This window comes from Paraglaciecola marina (assembly GCF_004360155.1).
Classification (GTDB): domain Bacteria; phylum Pseudomonadota; class Gammaproteobacteria; order Enterobacterales; family Alteromonadaceae; genus Paraglaciecola; species Paraglaciecola marina.
Window position 1 is genome coordinate 47,070 of the sequence record NZ_ML178721.1, and the last position, 15,788, is coordinate 62,857.

Sequence of the window (15,788 nt, forward strand, 5' to 3'; positions counted from 1 at the left end):
GGTTATTTCTTTGAGCGAAGTACAATACGTTGTGCTTCATTGTGTAGCTCTAGTTGATTGGTTTTTGAAATAAGCATGAGTGACTCTTCGGGTCGGTCTAGGGCAAAGCGACCATTAATACGCAAACTTGTTATTGGCTCTTCTAGAATAATTTCTTTTTCTAGATAGGCCTGCAGCTGTGTTGCTACATCTGTAATTGCAGCATCAGTTACTTCTAGCCAGCCGGTACGCCATAGAGGGAGCATCTGATGGTTTTTATCTGTATAGCTGATTATCTGGCCTGATTCGACTCTTATACCTTGGCCTTTGGTTAAGGTGATTTCTTTATCCGCTTTTACTTTTACGACCCCCTCGTAAACACTAATGCTGGTGTAGTTGGGAGTACGTTCCACATCAAATGAGGTACCTAACACGGTTATTTCAGAATCACCGGCATCAATCACGAAAGGTCTATTTTTGTCTGGCGCTATATCAAAAAATACTTGTCCTTGGGTAAGTGCTGCAAAGCGTTGTTCTTTGGTTTGAGAAACACTTAATACGCTATTGGCGTTAAGGTGCACATGGCTACCATCTTCAAGCAAGCTTGATGTACGTTTTGCAATGGGGGCTGTGATTTCTACATGGTAGTTAGGCGTGCTAAGGGCCGCAGTTTGAATTGGCTTAATTGGTACAAGGTTATTGAGAAAAATCATGTAACTAAGCCCGAAAATTAGGGCTACAGAGGCTGCAATGGCTAGTGTTATCTTAGATTTTGGCTTGCTATTTATTGGTATAACCCGAGGACTTGATGGTTGACGTAAAGCTTCAGCTAGAGCCTCTGAGTTGAGTAACTTCTGCATTTTATCATAGGCAGCTGCATGTTCTGGGGTTTGTAGCCAGGCTTTTAACTCCGTCTGCTGGGTAGTTGTTAATTCTGTTTCTTGGTCAAGCCACTGTGCCGCTTGTTCCAGTATTTCGGGTCTCATTACTACTTCTCTACTAGGGAGCTAAAGCTTATATAATTAAAACGTGTATTTAACATAAAAGGGGACAAATATTTCACTAAAAATTCCAGTCATGCTTTTCTGCGCAACTTGTTAATTCAACCATGGCGCGATTAATATGCTTTTTAACAGCTTCAACTGATATCCCTAATTCTTCTGCTATATCGTCTCGGCTTTTGCCCTCGATACGGCGCATTTCGAATACTTTTCTTCTCAGCTCCGGCATATTTCCAAGCACATTACGTAAAATACGGATTTTTTCTTGCTGTAAATATACTTCTTCGATACCTGCGCTTTTGTCTTCTAGAGTGTCCAGTTGGATATCTGTCTCTGCTTTTGGTTTTGACTTCCAGTGATCAAACAGCACTGTTTTAGATACAGTTAGCATGTAAGCAAGTGGATTTTGGAGATTATCAATTTCTCTGCTACGAAACGTTCTAAGCATAGTTTCTTGGACCACATCATCAGTCAGATCATTATTCTTAGTGCGGGTTTGCACAAATGACCTAAGTTTTGGAATAGATGCAAAAAATGGATCTTTTGGGTTCATTTTGTTTTTCGACTATTAGATATCATGTGCTGAACTATTACATAGCCACTTTGTCTGCATTGTGTTGGCTACTGTATTGCAATTATGTGTCAATTATATGAAGGCAGTTGGGTTTGCTTGGCTGTAATGATTTGTTAATGGATAAACTGTTTCATTGGTGTAATTTTGTTATCATACAAATCAAAGGCTTTGGGCCTAAGCCCAAAAATTACGTATAAATATTGTTGCAGCGACAGGTGTCGCTTAATTATAGGACCAGATGAAAATACCTAAAAGACTACAACCTTTGGTTGCTGATGGCTTAATTGATGAAGTTTTATATCAATTGATGAGTGGCAAAGAAGCAACTGTATATGCAGTGCGTTGTGGTAAAGAAGTGCGGTGTGCCAAGGTCTATAAAGAAGCAATGAAGCGTAGCTTTAAAAAAGCAGCTCAGTATCAAGAAGGCAGAAAAGTACGTAATACTCGCCGAGCTCGGGCCATGGAGAAAGGCTCTAAGTTTGGCCGTAAGCAACAAGAAGAAGCCTGGCAAAATACCGAAGTTGATGCGCTTTTTAAATTGGCAAAAGCAGATGTAAGAGTACCCGAGCCATATGGCTGTTATGACGGGGTACTCTTGATGGAGCTGGTGACCGATGATGAAGGCGAAGTCGCGCCAAGATTAAACGATGTCTCTATGGATGCCGAGCAAGCCATCGAAGATCATGCGCTTATGATGGTCTACGTCATGAGAATGTTATGCGCTGGTTTAGTTCATGGCGATTTGTCAGAATTTAATGTGTTGGTAGATGATTACGGCCCCGTGATTATTGACCTGCCACAAGTAGTAGATGCTGCCGCAAATAATAATGCCTTTAGTATGTTGCAACGTGATGTTCGTAATATGAATGAATATTACGGCCAATATGCCCCTGAATTAATTAACACCCGTTACGCCGATGAAATGTGGGCCTTATTTGAAGCGGGAGAGCTTACCCCTGAAACTCAACTAACTGGACACTTTGAAGACTCTGGTGAAGACGCTAATGTGGACTCAGTACTTGAAGAAATCAAAGCCGCTTTTGCTGAAGAGCAAGAGCGCATAGAACGTATTAAAGAAGCAAACGAAGTTTAGTACACTTACTTATTTTGCTATCCAGCGATTCCATAATTCTCTATTTGTAAATCTAACCTGTCGTTTGAGTATCTTAGCGACAAGTTTTTTATGTTGTAACCAGTTACTTGCTTTAACAGGCTTCCCTTCAAAACCTTTTTATTTTTAAGTGTCAACACAGTCCAAATTACAAATTTATTAAATTGGTAATATAGGTTTTGTCTTTTTTGCTAGCGTCTCTATAACCAAAAGGTTATTTGTAGTTTTAAAGCTGACGACTGATTTAATGTTTTATGCTCTTGTTTTTATTAAGTATTTATTGTTTCTTTAAATTGGTATTACCAACTTGTATTGAATATGTTTGAAAAATGTAACTTATTTGTGTGTTTTTGGTAATGTCTTTTGTTATGGTACTGGCCACTGATATCTGAATAGCGATTATCTGCAGTATTTTTGGGTCTCAGAACTGACGCTTTAAACAGCAAATAAAGGAATAAATCATGAAACAGAAAATTTTAGCTTTAGCTATTGTCTCGGCACTTTCTGCTTGCGGCAGTAGTAATGATGATGACTCTACAGATAACACCAGTGCCTCTTTTTCTGGGGACTTGAATGGCGCATTAACATCCGCAGATACCAGTACTTCTGGTACCTTGTCTGTATCAGACCCTGATGATGGTGAAGATTCAGCCCTTGCTCAAACTGATACAGCTACTTCATATGGAACCTTTACTATAAGTGTGGATGGTCAATGGTCTTACACCCTAGATGCCACTAATGCAGATGTGCTAGCCCTAGTTGGCACTGCTAGTTCCTTATCTGACGCTATTACCGTTACCTCGGTAGATGGCACCACAACAAGTATTTCTATTACTATTTCTGGGGTAGCTGGTACGAATACACCCGCAGTGTTTTCTGGTGATAGCACTGGCAGCCTTAGCGCTGACGGAACCACAGCCACAGGAACCCTAGTAGTAACCGACCCAGACTCTGGCGAAGATGCAACAGTGGCACAAACCGCCGCGACTATATCTTTTGGTAGTTTTACAATAGATACTGATGGGCAGTGGACCTACACAGTGGATAACACCAACGCCCTCATAATTGCTTTAGGCGCCAACGACAGTGTTGATGATACGGTAACGGTAACCTCTGTTGACGGTACGGCCATCACCTTGACCATTACCATTAATGGTGTAAATGAAGACCCTACATTTGGAACCGGCAGCGGTGTAGATAGCTCTGCTATAAGCAACGATTTAGACACAGCTGTAACGGGCACCTTGAGTATTACTGACCTTGATACAGGTGAAGATGTTTTTGTGGCGCAAAGCTCAGTGGCTACCAGTTATGGTACGTTTTCTATTGCTACCGATGGCATGTGGACCTACACCTTAGACACCACCAATACCACAGTTTTAGGTTTGGCTTCTGAATCCGACAGCATAGTAGATGAAGTAACAGTAAGCTCAGCTGATGGCAGCGATGCCACTATATCGATTACCATTTCTGGTGTTAGCACTGCAACTGCTGGGTTAACCAAAGGAAGTATTGGTGACAACGACAGCGTTCCAACAGTTAATTGTACTGTCACCGTTAGCTCTACTAGTGAGTTAGAAGATGCCGTTAGTTATGATATGACACCTGGCGAAACTGTGTGTTTAGCTTCTGGCACCTACGGTGATTTTGAACTGAGCTTTGGTGGCGCAGGCACAGAAGCCTTGCCAATTACTGTGGCTGCCGCAGTGCCTGGTGACGTTATCATTAATGGTGAGTCTTCAATTGGAATGACTGGCTCGTATGTGGTTTTCCAAGGCTTTGTGTTTAAAGATGGCAACATGGATAGCAGTTTGTTGCAAACGCGCGCCAACAGTAATACAGCGTGTAACAATTGCCGTATTACTGAAAACACCTTTGTGAATATGGATGCTGGCCAAGACAACAGCACCAAATGGTTCCAAATCTATGGCAGTGGTAACCGTTTTGATCATAACTGGGTATCAGGCAAAGAAACCCGCGGAGCACTCTTTATTGTAGAGCGAGGTGATGAGCCTGGCACAGAAGACAGAACGCAAATTGACCACAACTATTTTGCAGACCGCCCACCTTTTGGCGGCGTAGCTTATGCTGATAATAGCGATAACGAGTATGAAGGTATTCGAATTGGCACCAGCTCTACCCATACTAGTGATTCATTTGCGGTGGTTGAACACAACTATTTTGAACGTATAGATGGCGAAGCTGAGGTTATCTCTGTGAAAGCAGGTGGCGTAACCGTTGCACACAACACTATTCGTAACAGTCGCGGCTCAATCGTTAGTCGCCACGGTGAAGGTACCACTATCGATAATAATTATATTATTGGTGATGGAAACCCATTCGCTGGTGGCGTAAGAATCGTCGACGCTAACCACAGTGTAACCAATAACTATATTCAAGGTGCCCGTAATCCAAGTTCAGGCTTTTATGGTGGTATTTTGATAAGTGCATCAGATGGCTCAACCTCAAATGGTTATCAAGATGTCGAAAATGTATTAGTTGCCAACAACACTGTGGTAGACAGTGTGAATAGTATTAACCTGTTTGCTGGCAATGAAGATGACAATCCCGAAGAGGTGTATTTTGTCAATAACGTGGTGGCTGACGCCATTGGCCCAGTATTTAGAAACTCTGACGAAATGCCTAACAACTCGGTATTTGCTGGTAACTACATTTATGGCCAGAGCCTAGCCGATGACGAAACTTTAGTCAGCGTTGACGGATTTACCTTTGCTGACCCAATGTTAAGCGCAGACAGTGATGGTTTGTATCGCCCAACGGAAAATAGTGCTGACTTGTCTGCCGATTTAACAGCAGATACTGGCGGGTTTTTACTACCTACAAAAGATATGGACGGACAGACTCGTTCTGACAGTACCGTATCTGGCGCTGATGAAATACTAACAGAAGTGCTAGCTGCAACAGATATGAGGGGCTTGTTAACGCCTGATTTAGTTGGGCCGCTAAGTTATACCGCGCCAGTAGGTACGCCTTATATTGCTCAGGTAACCATTAGTAATGATGACTTTGATTCTCAAAACTTTAATGGTTGGACTAATACAGGCGCAGAAATAACCACAGAAACTGACGAAGTGTTCTCTAGGGGAAGCAGTGTCAAATTTGACAGTGCCACAGACTCACTATCACAAACCCTCACAGTGGCAGAAAACACTAATTATACCTTGTCTGCTTATATTTCTGGCCCAGGTAAACTGAGTGCTGATGTGGGTGGTGTCATGTATTCGGCTGAATCAAATTCTGATAGTTATAACTTCACTACCGTTAGTTTTAACTCAGGTACGGCTACCAGTGTGGATATTTCTGCTTCAATTGATGACTCAGTGTTATTGAGCACTGATATTGAAAACGATAACTTCGATGATGACCAAGATGGCTGGGTGGTGAATGAAGGCACAGGTATCGGACAGGTGCAAGATTCAGATAATTCAGCATCGGGTAACGATGGCTCTATCAAGTTCAAATACAATGATGATGATAGTGGTACCCCCTATGACCCGTATATTGCTCAGACTATTGCAGTTGAACCTAATACTGAGTACACCCTAACTATGTATATCTTACTTAAAAGTAGTGATGAGCAAGATGCGACAGTGTTGTTTGGTGCCCATACTGGTGATGCGGTCGTGGATGGTGATTTTGATAGCGGTGATGTGATTGCTTCTAAGGATTCTGTTTATAGCGACCTATCATCAGAAGATGAGGGCGATGATGACTTCAGACCTGATACCCTAACCTTTAATTCAGGGGCTAACACTAGCATTACTATCTTTGCAAAATATCAATCTACCCTAGGTGACGATATCCGCATAGATGACTTTAGTTTAACCTCACAAGGGACACCAGAAGACGGTTCAGAAGTTTATGTTGATAGCTTTAGATTAGTATCACACCCATCTTTGTAAAAGCCCTATAAAATAAGGCAAGGTGGAGCAGATTAAGGCAGTGTAAGTGACTGCTTTTAACTGCTCTTCTTTGCCTTTTTTGTTTTTAAACCCTTGATAATAAACCAATAGAACAAACTGTTTTTCTGCACACCCGGTTTCAATGGGCTTACTCTCTATGAGCAAATATCTACACTAATACTAGGCTCTGCTATGAGCGAATTGCAGACATATTGAAAATTGTCTGATAGTCTGGATTAAGGTCAGTTTTCGACCCAAAGCGGACTAAAAGTTCACTCTAGCCCTTTATTCCTGATTTACTGGACTTGTTTAAGTAATCTAATGGCCGAGCATTCTCTAGGCAGTAATTTTAAAGTTTTAAAATCATTACTTTTCCGTGCTATTACGGTTGCTGCATCTGTGGCGACAATGACTTGTGTGAATCGACTTACTTACTTGCTTTATCTAATTTACATCCTCTGTGAATATCTTATATTTTCATTATTTATGCTGATAGGCCTTTATTGATAGCGGCAGCAATTCCCACAAGAATAAAAGGCAAATTATAAATACTGACTAATTCAAAGAAACCTCTAGATTTAACTCTGACGCTGCAAATTAAAAACAGCAATGTCCCAAAATAAGCTAAGAATAGATAACCTTTAACTGCACCAATATCGAAAACATGGCCTGTTATATAACCTATAACATATGCGAATAAAACCGCCATACAAATAAGTAAAAGTGAGCCTGACAAAGGGAATTGTTTAGTTTTGTTGAGAATAAATTCAACAAAACTGTTAGCTTCAATTTTAGAAAGATTAACGGCTCTAAAAGCAATAACCAATAATATAGATGAAGTGATTTCAAAGACGGAAATATTTATATTAAGGGTGTCAAATAAACTACAAATTGGTTCTATGAAATAGCTGTCATAAAACTCAACCCCCGTTCTAATGAAGCCCCTCCATTTGATTATTGATTCAGCAAGTGTGGCAATTGAAGTTGCTGATAAAAATGAAGACAGAAACAGAAACCACTTTTCGCCTGTAGTTGCTTTTGTCCAAAGGTTCTTTGTTTCCTTTCCATCTCCAAATAAACTCATGATTGTCCTTAATTTATTCCGTTTTAAGAAATATAAGGGTCAGTGTAAAATTAAGCAAGTCGAAATCAAGGGGGTAGATCACCCGATTTATTTGGATATGTTTATATCCGCTTTGGGCGAAAGCAGACATAGTAGCAAACATAGCCGAACGGCTGCTTTGCCCAAGATAGCGGACGTTCAAAAAATGGATATTTAGGCACTTTCTTGCCTTTAAGTAATATTGGTCAAATCCAAAAATTGCCTAAAAACTGACCTAAGCAGTATCAATTTTTAATTTCTCTGAAAATCCCTCACATTAGCGGGAAATTTATTATTTAAATTGACTACGACCCCTTTATTCCGACCCCTTTATTCTTTTTTATTTGTCCGCGATTGTCGAACGTGTCGGATACTGAATTTTTTTCAGTGCAAAAGTAAATATTTTAGCCTTCTTTGTATCAAATATGATACCCAATAAGCAACAAAACTTATTCTTTAAAAACATAATCTTACCTTTTCAATAACACAGAACAGACATTAGCAGGGATATCACATGTGATACTTTTTCTCTTTAAAATCAAATGGTTACAAAAAATTAAACTTTGCAAGACGAGGTGAGAAATAGTATATTCTCACTGGCGTTTGAGATACTTCTTACGACAAAACTTACTTACAAACAAACGAGGCTATACATAATGGATATTAAACCCCAAAACGAAATAATTAAGCTCAATGATGTCATGAAATTGATCCCATACAGCCGCACTTCAATCTACCGATTAATGACCGAAGGGGTTTTCCCCAAGTCAGTCAATCTTGGAAGTCGCTCTGTTTTTTGGATTAAGTCAGATATTGAGGATTATATTCAAACGAGTATTGATAACAGCAAAAAGGAAGCAGCATGAAAGTAAAACGGCAAAAAGCTGGTGTCTATCTTGCCGGACTGAACACCAGCCTTTTATTTGAAAACCCCACTAAAAAGAGAATTCAGAATGAATATTAACACAAAAATCTGTAGTGCAAACCCACTGGACAAATTAATCAATTCTTGTGGTACGCATAAAGATTGGATAAAAGTAATTTTAGCCAACCCGTGCATTTTAACAGATGAGCTTAGTAAGCATGGATTAACAAGTAATAATGCACACAATATTACGCAAAACATAAACCCAATACTTTTTAAGCTCGGATACTGGATTGCTGTCCATGATGTATCTTCGCCAAGTAAATCTTGGGCATGGAAGTTAGTTACCATTAATCAAGCGTTAAAGCTTCCAATACATATTCGCACTAGAGTGAGACTGGAAGAATTAATTCTAGAGAGTTATCCAAGGGAGTCTGCAAACGATGAATGATAAATTGTTAGCAGCAATGACGGAGGCTGGCGTAATGCCAGCTTTACCGTTAATAATTGATTCATTTGGTGAGACACAGCGCTTTCAAGTAGCTTCCGATAAAAGCGGTAGCTTAAATGGCTGGATAATCTCGTACTCAAATAATTTGGACGATGGCGTATTTGTTTTTGGTTCTTGGTTCTTGGAAAGATGGCATTAAGCATACATTTAGCCAACAAGGTTTTTCAGCTAAAAACCGCTAACTGGACACCCATCGTAATTTTTTTGAAATTAGAGTGGGTGTCTATACAATTTGTTTTTATCATAAATCTTAAGGTGGGGTTTTCTACACTCTCGCTATGAGTAGTAAAATGGGGAGCATATGAAAACCTATAAAGGATCTTGTCACTGCAATGCCGTCCAATTCGAAATCGATAGTGACTTTCCCGAATTAACTACATGTGACTGTTCAATCTGCGTAAAGAAAAATGCGCTTATGGTTAAAGTTCATGAAAATTTCATGAGAATTGTTTCTGGTGAAGAAAATCTAAGCACTTATCAGTTTCATACAAATACAGCTGAGCACTATTTTTGTAAAACGTGTGGTATTTATCCATTCCACAGAAAACGAGTTACACCTGACTATTTTGGTGTAAATGTGTTCTGCCTTGAAGGTTTTAAGTCTGAAGGTATACCGGTTAGGGCTACTGTTGGCGCTGGAATGAAATAATGAGCGTAAAAACTCATAACAATCTAATTAATCCGACCTTAAATCGCTACAACCTTTTCGTCGGCTTATTGGGAAAACTTGCAAGGTTAGATTCGCTGAAGCATTCATAACATGTGTGAGTATCGAGTTGAAATATTTCGATCTTGACTTAGAAGTGAAGACTTTGATTTGTTTTTATATTCATAATAAGCTGAATTTAACTTGCACTATGCAGGTTGAGATCTAGTAGACTATTTGAATATTGTGTTCGTTGCCTTTTGAACTATTTTTCTTGGGATTGGTCTCTTAGTTATTGAGCCATTAACTAATGGAATTACTTCAAAATAAAGCTAGAGCCTCGGTTTCAATTTATCTCAATCTCAGTATATATAGAGTGGTTTACAGGAGTTGTTCCACGTATAAGTGATTAAAGCTGTTAAGCGTGCATTGGTTTTTATCTGAGGCACTAAGCAGGGCCGCTTTATCGTAACGACATCCTCAATCAGGTAAACATCATGATTACTTTTAAGGTGTTATTGTTTTTAAGCTTTATGGGCTTTGCATTAAATTGCAAAGCCCAGTCAAACCTTGCGCAACTCCAAAAAGGTGAGGCAAAAACCATTCTTTTACCTGGAAAAAGTAGCGGAGCTACCAACCCACTAACAAAGTATCTTCGCGATGTATTAGATAAGTCTTACGAAAACTTAGGGTTTCAAGTTGAACATTATGGTTACCCTATGGCTCGAAGCATAGTTGAAGCCAATGCTGGCCGTCTTGATGGTGTGCTGATAAGAACTGATACCGTTACTAATGAATATCCTAATTTACTTAAAGTGCCTTATGCGCTGGCTGAATTTGAGATAATGCTGGTAACCGATCCAGCTAGGTGTCATCCATGTGATGTGGAAAATCTGGATATTGTGGCAACGGTACGAGGCTTTAAAGCCTTTGATTATTATTTGGCTAAAAACCCATTTACGCCCCATGTAACCCAAGTTTTGAATATGAAGCACCTACTAGAGATGCTTTCATCAGGCAGAGTAAATGGCATTGTATTGCCTTATCATAAAGATGTTGGTATCGAGTTGAATGATAAGTGGGCTACTAAGGTGATAGATGTTTACCCAAGCTATCACTTTGTTCATAAAAAGCATGCTAAGTTAATTCCTATTCTACTTGAGCAGTTCAAAATGTTAGAAAAAGAATTTAAGCACCCACAAGCAAGTAATTGAAATGGCGACGCTTGCTGTAAAGATTATAACACCTAGACCTTTACCCTAATTTAACTCACCAAAGCCTGCATTTTTTTCTTTTAGTAAACATCTTTATGATGCAAATCTTGTTCTTGCAATTGTTGATAAAGCCTATCATCGAATATGTGCCGCAGCGCTTCATCAACTCCTTTCGCTATTGAGAACCTGTGGGGGCAGGTTCGCTAAAACGTATCATTTGTTACTAAGTTTACCGTTCAACCTGTTAAGTTATTTAGTCCGCTTTGGGCGTATAGTTGAATTGATAATTTAAGATGCGCAATGACCGCTATTGGCACATCTAAGGCTGTTTGATGCTGTTCTATTTGATGAGCGTTATTCAATAAACATTAGTGCATTTTTTTGGTCAATTTTAAAATCAAACTCCCGTAGAAAATTCATTCCTAGTAAACCGTCTGCATTGCTGATCCCTTCCATTGGCAATACTACTACGGGTAAGTTTTTGACTGTGACATGTTGTAGTGTCAATTCTCGAAATTCATAGATGCTTGCCATAACACTGCCGCCTGCGGTGCCAATAGTAAAGCGCCCTAGGTGATTGACTTTATAGCGATTGCTTAGCCTGTCAAAGTACTGCTCAGAAATAGCCGTGATAGAAGCTCCTGTGTCTATCAACAAGTTCACTGGGTTACCACTTAATACGCCACTAACTAGGTATTGGTCTCTGACTTGTTTAAGGGGGATTGAACGGGCAATGACTTCATTTTCTTGGGGTTGTGTTTGCTCTTCTGGTGTTGTGTGCTGTTCTGCAGGCAGTTGTGCTAACACTATTTGTCTGACTTTTTGTGCGTCTGGGTCGTAATAGTCTAATGCCCCTAAGACGTTTTCCATTAACCCTGCTTGCAGTTGCTGGGCATAGGCTGTGGCTAACGACAAAATATACAATCTGCTGGTGGGTTCGAGTTGCAACAATGGCTCCACAAACATGGCCAAAATATCCCAAGAGTAATTGCGTTCTAACTGAGTAATAGTAGTTTCGGTGAGCTTGCTAATTTGTTGTTCTACTTCGGTTTGCTGTGCTGCCGTCATGGGGCTGCGCTGCAAGTCGTAATAATGGCTAATGGCGTCGCTGAGTAACTCGGTTTCAACTTTCATTTTGGCTTCTATAAGTAAAAATGCCATATCTTGCGGGTGTTGTTTTAAGTAGTTTTGTAGAAAAGGAATAAGCGCCGCAAACTCTCTATTCTGTAACCATTCATTGGCTTGCTCTAGTAATAGCTCTCTGTTTGTAGTTTGGCCAGCGGTGGCCTGGTCATTTTCTTGGTTGTTAAAAAGCTTCGTAGAATGGCTTTGACCTGCATCTGACTGCCTAATGATTGGCTGAGTGATGGTTTGTTGTTTAGTGTTTTTTGTTGAATTGAGGGTAGAACTTAAGGTTTTTTCTGTCGTAATAGAAAAGAATAGGTATACGTTTAAGCTAATAGATAGGGTTAGCAACAAGACTAGCATTGTGTGCCACCTATTCACTACTTAGGCTCCGGTGTAACAGAGATGCAAGCAGGGCCATAAACAGATGAAAATGCTTTAGGCATTCTTTTTGGCAAGCCTGTAGATAATTCAATGCATACAAAATCGGTTTTGGCTGTGAGTAAAGTAGCCTTGTCGCGACGTCTTATAAATTGAAATTGCCTTGACAACTTTATCTTACTATCACAAGACACTATCCAAGTTGCGCAGTCTATGGCATCTCCTTCATGGGCTGCGGCCAAATAGTTTATCTCGTGCCGACTTATGGCCATGCCCCTATCAATTTCTTGATATTGCTCAATTGTTAAACCTAGATGGTTAGAATGGGCCCAAGAGGTGACCTCTAGTTGCTTTACATAGGCCACATTATTGACATGATGATAGTGATCAATGTGCTCTGGGGCAATTTTCCAAGTGTGCAAAAATGGGTTAGGGAGCAGCCAGTTCATCGGAGTTATTGGTTTTTTAGCGTATATTGGCCAAATACCCCAGCGTCTATCCAGCCTCGGTTTTTGTCACCATTTACAGGTTTAATATCGTGAGAGCCGACAAAATGCTCTCTGATATCGCTACCATCGTTATCGCAATAGGCCAGCATAAATCCTAGTTTTTGCCCTGCTTTTAAAGGCATAGGTGGCAATGGCTTGGCATCTGTAAAGTCATTGGAATAAAGCCTAATCGCTACTTCCCAAATAATATGGTTAGGCTCGGTGCTACTTCGTTTCCACTGGCTAACAAGGTGATCATTAAAATCTCGAGGACTTTTGTCTTCAGCAATATCAATGGCTTGGTTGTCTAGGGCAATATGATAGGCCATAGCCGTATGATTAAACTGGTGATTACCTCCAGATGCGTCACTATCAATAAATATTTCAAGGGCATCATCATCCCAGTAACGCTCTAACGGGTCAGCAATTTTATCAATAAGTATGTCGTCAACAATCTCAGCTTGAACGTATAAAAATTGGTTATCCCATAACACTTTGTAGCGGCCAGAGAAGTCGGCTGCGCTAGGCTGTTCGCCTTGAATAAGGTAAGGAATATCATGCCAATCAGCTTGGTCCCATGTTGATTCTGCTATGCCGTCTATTTTGATTGTTGTCGGCGTAAATGCTATTTCATTTGCCACTATGGGTGTACTAATTAGGCTAGCCAATAGTATATATTTACTGATCAATTTCTATCTTCCTGATGATTGCTTTAATTGGGTAATAGCTTGGCGTAATCAGTCGTTGAAAACAATAGTAAAGTTGTACAGGCCCATTACACTTTTTTGGCATTTACGGGTAAAATGCCGGCCCTATGATGCAGAACGCCCCCACACAGAAATATATATCCCAAACTATGCCTGATTTTAAGGATGGTCAAGCTAGGTGCCATAGTTACCTAGACTTGATTGAGCTTTTTGATAAGACTTTTGCTGAAAGTGAAAGAACCCTGCTGGTTAAAGGGGAAGATGAGCCTATTTATATCCCAGCGAAAAGCGCTGATGCCAAACATCAAATCGTCTTCGCTCATGGTTATTTTGCAAGCGCACTTCATGAAATAGCCCATTGGTGCATAGCAGGCAAGGCTCGGCGTTTGTTAGAAGACTATGGCTATTGGTATTGCCCCGATGGTCGTAACGAAGATGAGCAAGCTGAGTTTGAAAAGGTTGAAGTTAAACCCCAAGCCATTGAGTGGGCGTTTTCAATCGCTGCAGGTAAGACATTTAGAGTCAGCACAGACAATTTAAATGGTGCGCCAGTTGACTCAGAGGCGTTTCAGACCGCAGTAAAACAGCAATTACAGCAATATATTCAGCAAGGATTTCCGCCACGAGCACAACAGTTTATCGAGGTTCTACAAACATTTTATGGTATGCCAGATATCAAGGCGCAGGAGGTGATTGATGTCATCAATTAATGTTGAAACTCAGTTTAAACTAGGCCTATTGATCAACCCTTTTGCAGGGATAGGTGGTTCGGTTGCTTTAAAAGGCAGTGATGGAAAAGAGGTCCGGGAGCGTGCTTTAGCCTTAGGGGCAGAGAAAAAAGCCATGTTCAAAACTCGTTTGGCCCTTGAGTGTTTGTTACCCATTAAAGAAAAAGTGCAGTTATATGTGGCCAACGGTGAAATGGGCGAACAATTAGTCAAAGATATGGGGTTTAGCTATCAAGTGGTATACCACCCAAAACAGATACAAACAGAAGGTGAAGATACCGAAGCCACCGCTTCCGCGTTGATTAATCATAAGGTTGATCTAATTCTATTTGCTGGTGGTGATGGTACTGCACGTAATTTATGTTCTGTGGTGGGGAATAAAATACCTGTGTTAGGGGTGCCAGCTGGTTGCAAAATTCACTCTGCCGTATATGCAGTTACCCCACAAGCAGCGGGTAGAGTATTAAAGCAAGTGGTTGCTGGTGACCTAGTAAGTGTAAGTGACTCAGAAGTGATGGACATCGACGAAGAGCTCTTTCGAAAAGGCAGGGTAAACGCCCGTCAATATGGCGAGATGTTAGTGCCCACTGAACTGCGTTATATCCAAGCGGTCAAAATGGGCGGTAAAGAGTCTGATGAATTAGTACTTGCAGATATTGCTGCACATTTAATTGAAGTCATGGATGACCATCCAGAGCACCTGTTTGTAATGGGGTCAGGCTCGACAGTTGACGCCATTATGGAAGAACTGAATTTAGACAACACTCTATTGGGGGTTGATCTTGTGCAAAATCAAAAGCTGCTTGCAAAAGACCTGACTGCACAACAATTGTTAAATTTAACCGCAAACAAACCCTGTAAATTAGTGATTACCTTAATTGGCGGCCAAGGACATATTATTGGGCGGGGTAATCAGCAACTTAGTGCTGATTTTTTACGCACGCTAGGCAAAGAAAATATAATTTTAGTGGCTAGTAAAGGTAAGTTGAATAACCTGTCGGGTCGTCCATTAATTGTGGATTCGGGTGAGCCAAGTTTAGATGAGCAACTGGCGGGGTTAATACCCATAGTGACTGGGTATCATGATCAAGTGCTATATCCTGTGGCTAATTTTAAAGATGAAAATGAGGAACACGTGTGACCCAAGCGATAACAAATTTCAGTACGGATTTACCAGAATTTACCCAGCAAGTTGAACATTATTTAGATAATGTTGTACAACATGGCACAGACGAACAGCTTTTTACTGCCAGCTATCTGCAAGGGCATTTTGCCGTTGTTGCGGGCCAAAGCTCACTTGAGGGGTTTGAAACCATAGCGCAATTTAAAGAATTGATGGAGCAAAGCTTAAATAAAGCGTTTGCTGCCAACGAGCTTGAAGCGAATGATCAAAAGCAAGTGTGGTCACTTTGGAATACTTTTTTGCAATAAAG

At 40.4% G+C, this 15,788-nt stretch carries 16 protein-coding genes; 10 read left to right on the plus strand and 6 right to left on the minus strand.

Going from position 1 to position 15,788, the window contains the following annotated elements; genetic code table 11:
- Positions 1 to 2: 2 nt before the first annotated feature.
- Both EOK74_RS02195 and EOK74_RS02200 read right to left on the minus strand, forming a co-directional pair.
- Entirely contained in the window at positions 3 to 965 is a 963-nt protein-coding gene (locus tag EOK74_RS02195; RefSeq protein WP_133468275.1) for a FecR family protein, read from the minus strand.
- 76 nt (positions 966 to 1,041) lie between these two features.
- Positions 1,042 to 1,533, minus strand: a complete 492-nt coding sequence (locus EOK74_RS02200; protein WP_133468276.1) for an RNA polymerase sigma factor — start codon at positions 1,531 to 1,533, stop codon at positions 1,042 to 1,044.
- 259 nt (positions 1,534 to 1,792) lie between these two features.
- On the opposite strand from EOK74_RS02200, the gene EOK74_RS02205 reads away from it, so the two are divergent.
- Together EOK74_RS02205 and EOK74_RS02210 are read left to right on the plus strand one after the other, a co-directional pair.
- Complete coding sequence (locus EOK74_RS02205) at positions 1,793 to 2,647, plus strand: PA4780 family RIO1-like protein kinase (protein ID WP_133468277.1); 855 nt, start codon at positions 1,793 to 1,795, stop codon at positions 2,645 to 2,647.
- Positions 2,648 to 3,126: 479 nt separating this feature from the next.
- Positions 3,127 to 6,588 carry a chondroitinase-B domain-containing protein gene (locus tag EOK74_RS02210; protein ID WP_133468278.1) on the plus strand — a complete coding sequence of 1,154 codons (3,462 nt, stop codon included), beginning with the start codon at positions 3,127 to 3,129 and terminating at the stop codon, positions 6,586 to 6,588.
- A gap of 484 nt (positions 6,589 to 7,072) precedes the next feature.
- Here the strand turns inward: EOK74_RS02210 and EOK74_RS02215 are convergent, their stop codons facing one another.
- Complete coding sequence (locus EOK74_RS02215) at positions 7,073 to 7,672, minus strand: hypothetical protein (RefSeq protein WP_133468279.1); 600 nt, start codon at positions 7,670 to 7,672, stop codon at positions 7,073 to 7,075.
- 674 nt (positions 7,673 to 8,346) lie between these two features.
- On the opposite strand from EOK74_RS02215, the gene EOK74_RS02220 reads away from it, so the two are divergent.
- The 5 genes from EOK74_RS02220 to EOK74_RS02240 all read left to right on the plus strand — a co-directional run bounded on the left by EOK74_RS02220 (position 8,347) and on the right by EOK74_RS02240 (position 10,926).
- Entirely contained in the window at positions 8,347 to 8,556 is a 210-nt protein-coding gene (locus EOK74_RS02220; protein WP_133468280.1) for a helix-turn-helix transcriptional regulator, read from the plus strand.
- An 87-nt stretch (positions 8,557 to 8,643) separates the two neighbouring features.
- Positions 8,644 to 9,006, plus strand: a complete 363-nt coding sequence (locus EOK74_RS02225; protein ID WP_133468281.1) for a hypothetical protein — start codon at positions 8,644 to 8,646, stop codon at positions 9,004 to 9,006.
- Positions 8,999 to 9,205 carry a hypothetical protein gene (locus tag EOK74_RS02230; protein ID WP_133468282.1) on the plus strand — a complete coding sequence of 69 codons (207 nt, stop codon included), beginning with the start codon at positions 8,999 to 9,001 and terminating at the stop codon, positions 9,203 to 9,205. Before EOK74_RS02225 ends, EOK74_RS02230 begins: the two co-directional genes overlap by 8 nt.
- A 162-nt stretch (positions 9,206 to 9,367) precedes the next feature.
- The gene (locus EOK74_RS02235) at positions 9,368 to 9,715 is read left to right on the plus strand and encodes a GFA family protein (RefSeq protein WP_133468283.1); all 348 of its coding nucleotides are present in this window, start codon (positions 9,368 to 9,370) and stop codon (positions 9,713 to 9,715) included.
- 494 nt (positions 9,716 to 10,209) lie between these two features.
- Complete coding sequence (locus tag EOK74_RS02240; RefSeq protein WP_133468284.1) at positions 10,210 to 10,926, plus strand: hypothetical protein; 717 nt, start codon at positions 10,210 to 10,212, stop codon at positions 10,924 to 10,926.
- Between the two features lie 354 nt (positions 10,927 to 11,280).
- Here EOK74_RS02240 and EOK74_RS02245 read toward each other — a convergent pair whose 3' ends face one another.
- Genes EOK74_RS02245 through EOK74_RS02255 form a run of 3 tightly spaced genes read right to left on the minus strand, consistent with a single transcriptional unit; the run spans position 11,281 to position 13,606 of the window.
- Positions 11,281 to 12,414: a retropepsin-like aspartic protease family protein gene (locus EOK74_RS02245; protein WP_239023979.1), complete on the minus strand. Its 1,134-nt coding sequence runs from the start codon at positions 12,412 to 12,414 to the stop codon at positions 11,281 to 11,283.
- 17 nt (positions 12,415 to 12,431) lie between these two features.
- Positions 12,432 to 12,881, minus strand: a complete 450-nt coding sequence (locus EOK74_RS02250) for an acyl-CoA thioesterase (RefSeq protein WP_133468286.1) — start codon at positions 12,879 to 12,881, stop codon at positions 12,432 to 12,434.
- 5 nt (positions 12,882 to 12,886) lie between these two features.
- Positions 12,887 to 13,606, minus strand: coding sequence for a sugar-binding protein (locus tag EOK74_RS02255; protein WP_133468482.1), 720 nt, complete (start codon positions 13,604 to 13,606; stop codon positions 12,887 to 12,889).
- Between the two features lie 170 nt (positions 13,607 to 13,776).
- Between EOK74_RS02255 and EOK74_RS02260 the strand changes: the two genes are divergently transcribed.
- The 3 genes from EOK74_RS02260 to EOK74_RS02270 are packed head-to-tail and all read left to right on the plus strand — an operon-like array spanning position 13,777 to position 15,786.
- A complete protein-coding gene (locus EOK74_RS02260; protein ID WP_133468483.1) occupies positions 13,777 to 14,337 on the plus strand; it encodes an elongation factor P hydroxylase in 561 nt (186 codons plus the stop codon).
- Positions 14,324 to 15,496 (plus strand): ATP-NAD kinase family protein, encoded by a 1,173-nt coding sequence (locus EOK74_RS02265; protein WP_133468287.1) that lies wholly within the window; start codon positions 14,324 to 14,326, stop codon positions 15,494 to 15,496. Before EOK74_RS02260 ends, EOK74_RS02265 begins: the two co-directional genes overlap by 14 nt.
- Positions 15,493 to 15,786, plus strand: a complete 294-nt coding sequence (locus tag EOK74_RS02270; RefSeq protein WP_239023980.1) for a YfcL family protein — start codon at positions 15,493 to 15,495, stop codon at positions 15,784 to 15,786. Before EOK74_RS02265 ends, EOK74_RS02270 begins: the two co-directional genes overlap by 4 nt.
- Positions 15,787 to 15,788 lie beyond the last annotated feature (2 nt).

Excerpts from the sequence above, each read along its gene's own strand:
- EOK74_RS02195 (WP_133468275.1), bottom strand. The coding sequence starts at position 965 with ATGAGACCCGAAATACTGGAACAAGCGGCACAGTGGCTTGACCAAGAA.
- EOK74_RS02200 (WP_133468276.1), bottom strand. The coding sequence starts at position 1,533 with ATGAACCCAAAAGATCCATTTTTTGCATCTATTCCAAAACTTAGGTCA.
- EOK74_RS02205 (WP_133468277.1), top strand. The coding sequence starts at position 1,793 with ATGAAAATACCTAAAAGACTACAACCTTTGGTTGCTGATGGCTTAATT.
- EOK74_RS02210 (WP_133468278.1), top strand. The coding sequence starts at position 3,127 with ATGAAACAGAAAATTTTAGCTTTAGCTATTGTCTCGGCACTTTCTGCT.
- EOK74_RS02215 (WP_133468279.1), bottom strand. The coding sequence starts at position 7,672 with ATGAGTTTATTTGGAGATGGAAAGGAAACAAAGAACCTTTGGACAAAA.
- EOK74_RS02220 (WP_133468280.1), top strand. The coding sequence starts at position 8,347 with ATGGATATTAAACCCCAAAACGAAATAATTAAGCTCAATGATGTCATG.
- EOK74_RS02225 (WP_133468281.1), top strand. The coding sequence starts at position 8,644 with ATGAATATTAACACAAAAATCTGTAGTGCAAACCCACTGGACAAATTA.
- EOK74_RS02230 (WP_133468282.1), top strand. The coding sequence starts at position 8,999 with ATGAATGATAAATTGTTAGCAGCAATGACGGAGGCTGGCGTAATGCCA.
- EOK74_RS02235 (WP_133468283.1), top strand. The coding sequence starts at position 9,368 with ATGAAAACCTATAAAGGATCTTGTCACTGCAATGCCGTCCAATTCGAA.
- EOK74_RS02240 (WP_133468284.1), top strand. The coding sequence starts at position 10,210 with ATGATTACTTTTAAGGTGTTATTGTTTTTAAGCTTTATGGGCTTTGCA.
- EOK74_RS02245 (WP_239023979.1), bottom strand. The coding sequence starts at position 12,414 with ATGCTAGTCTTGTTGCTAACCCTATCTATTAGCTTAAACGTATACCTA.
- EOK74_RS02250 (WP_133468286.1), bottom strand. The coding sequence starts at position 12,881 with ATGAACTGGCTGCTCCCTAACCCATTTTTGCACACTTGGAAAATTGCC.
- EOK74_RS02260 (WP_133468483.1), top strand. The coding sequence starts at position 13,777 with ATGCCTGATTTTAAGGATGGTCAAGCTAGGTGCCATAGTTACCTAGAC.
- EOK74_RS02265 (WP_133468287.1), top strand. The coding sequence starts at position 14,324 with ATGTCATCAATTAATGTTGAAACTCAGTTTAAACTAGGCCTATTGATC.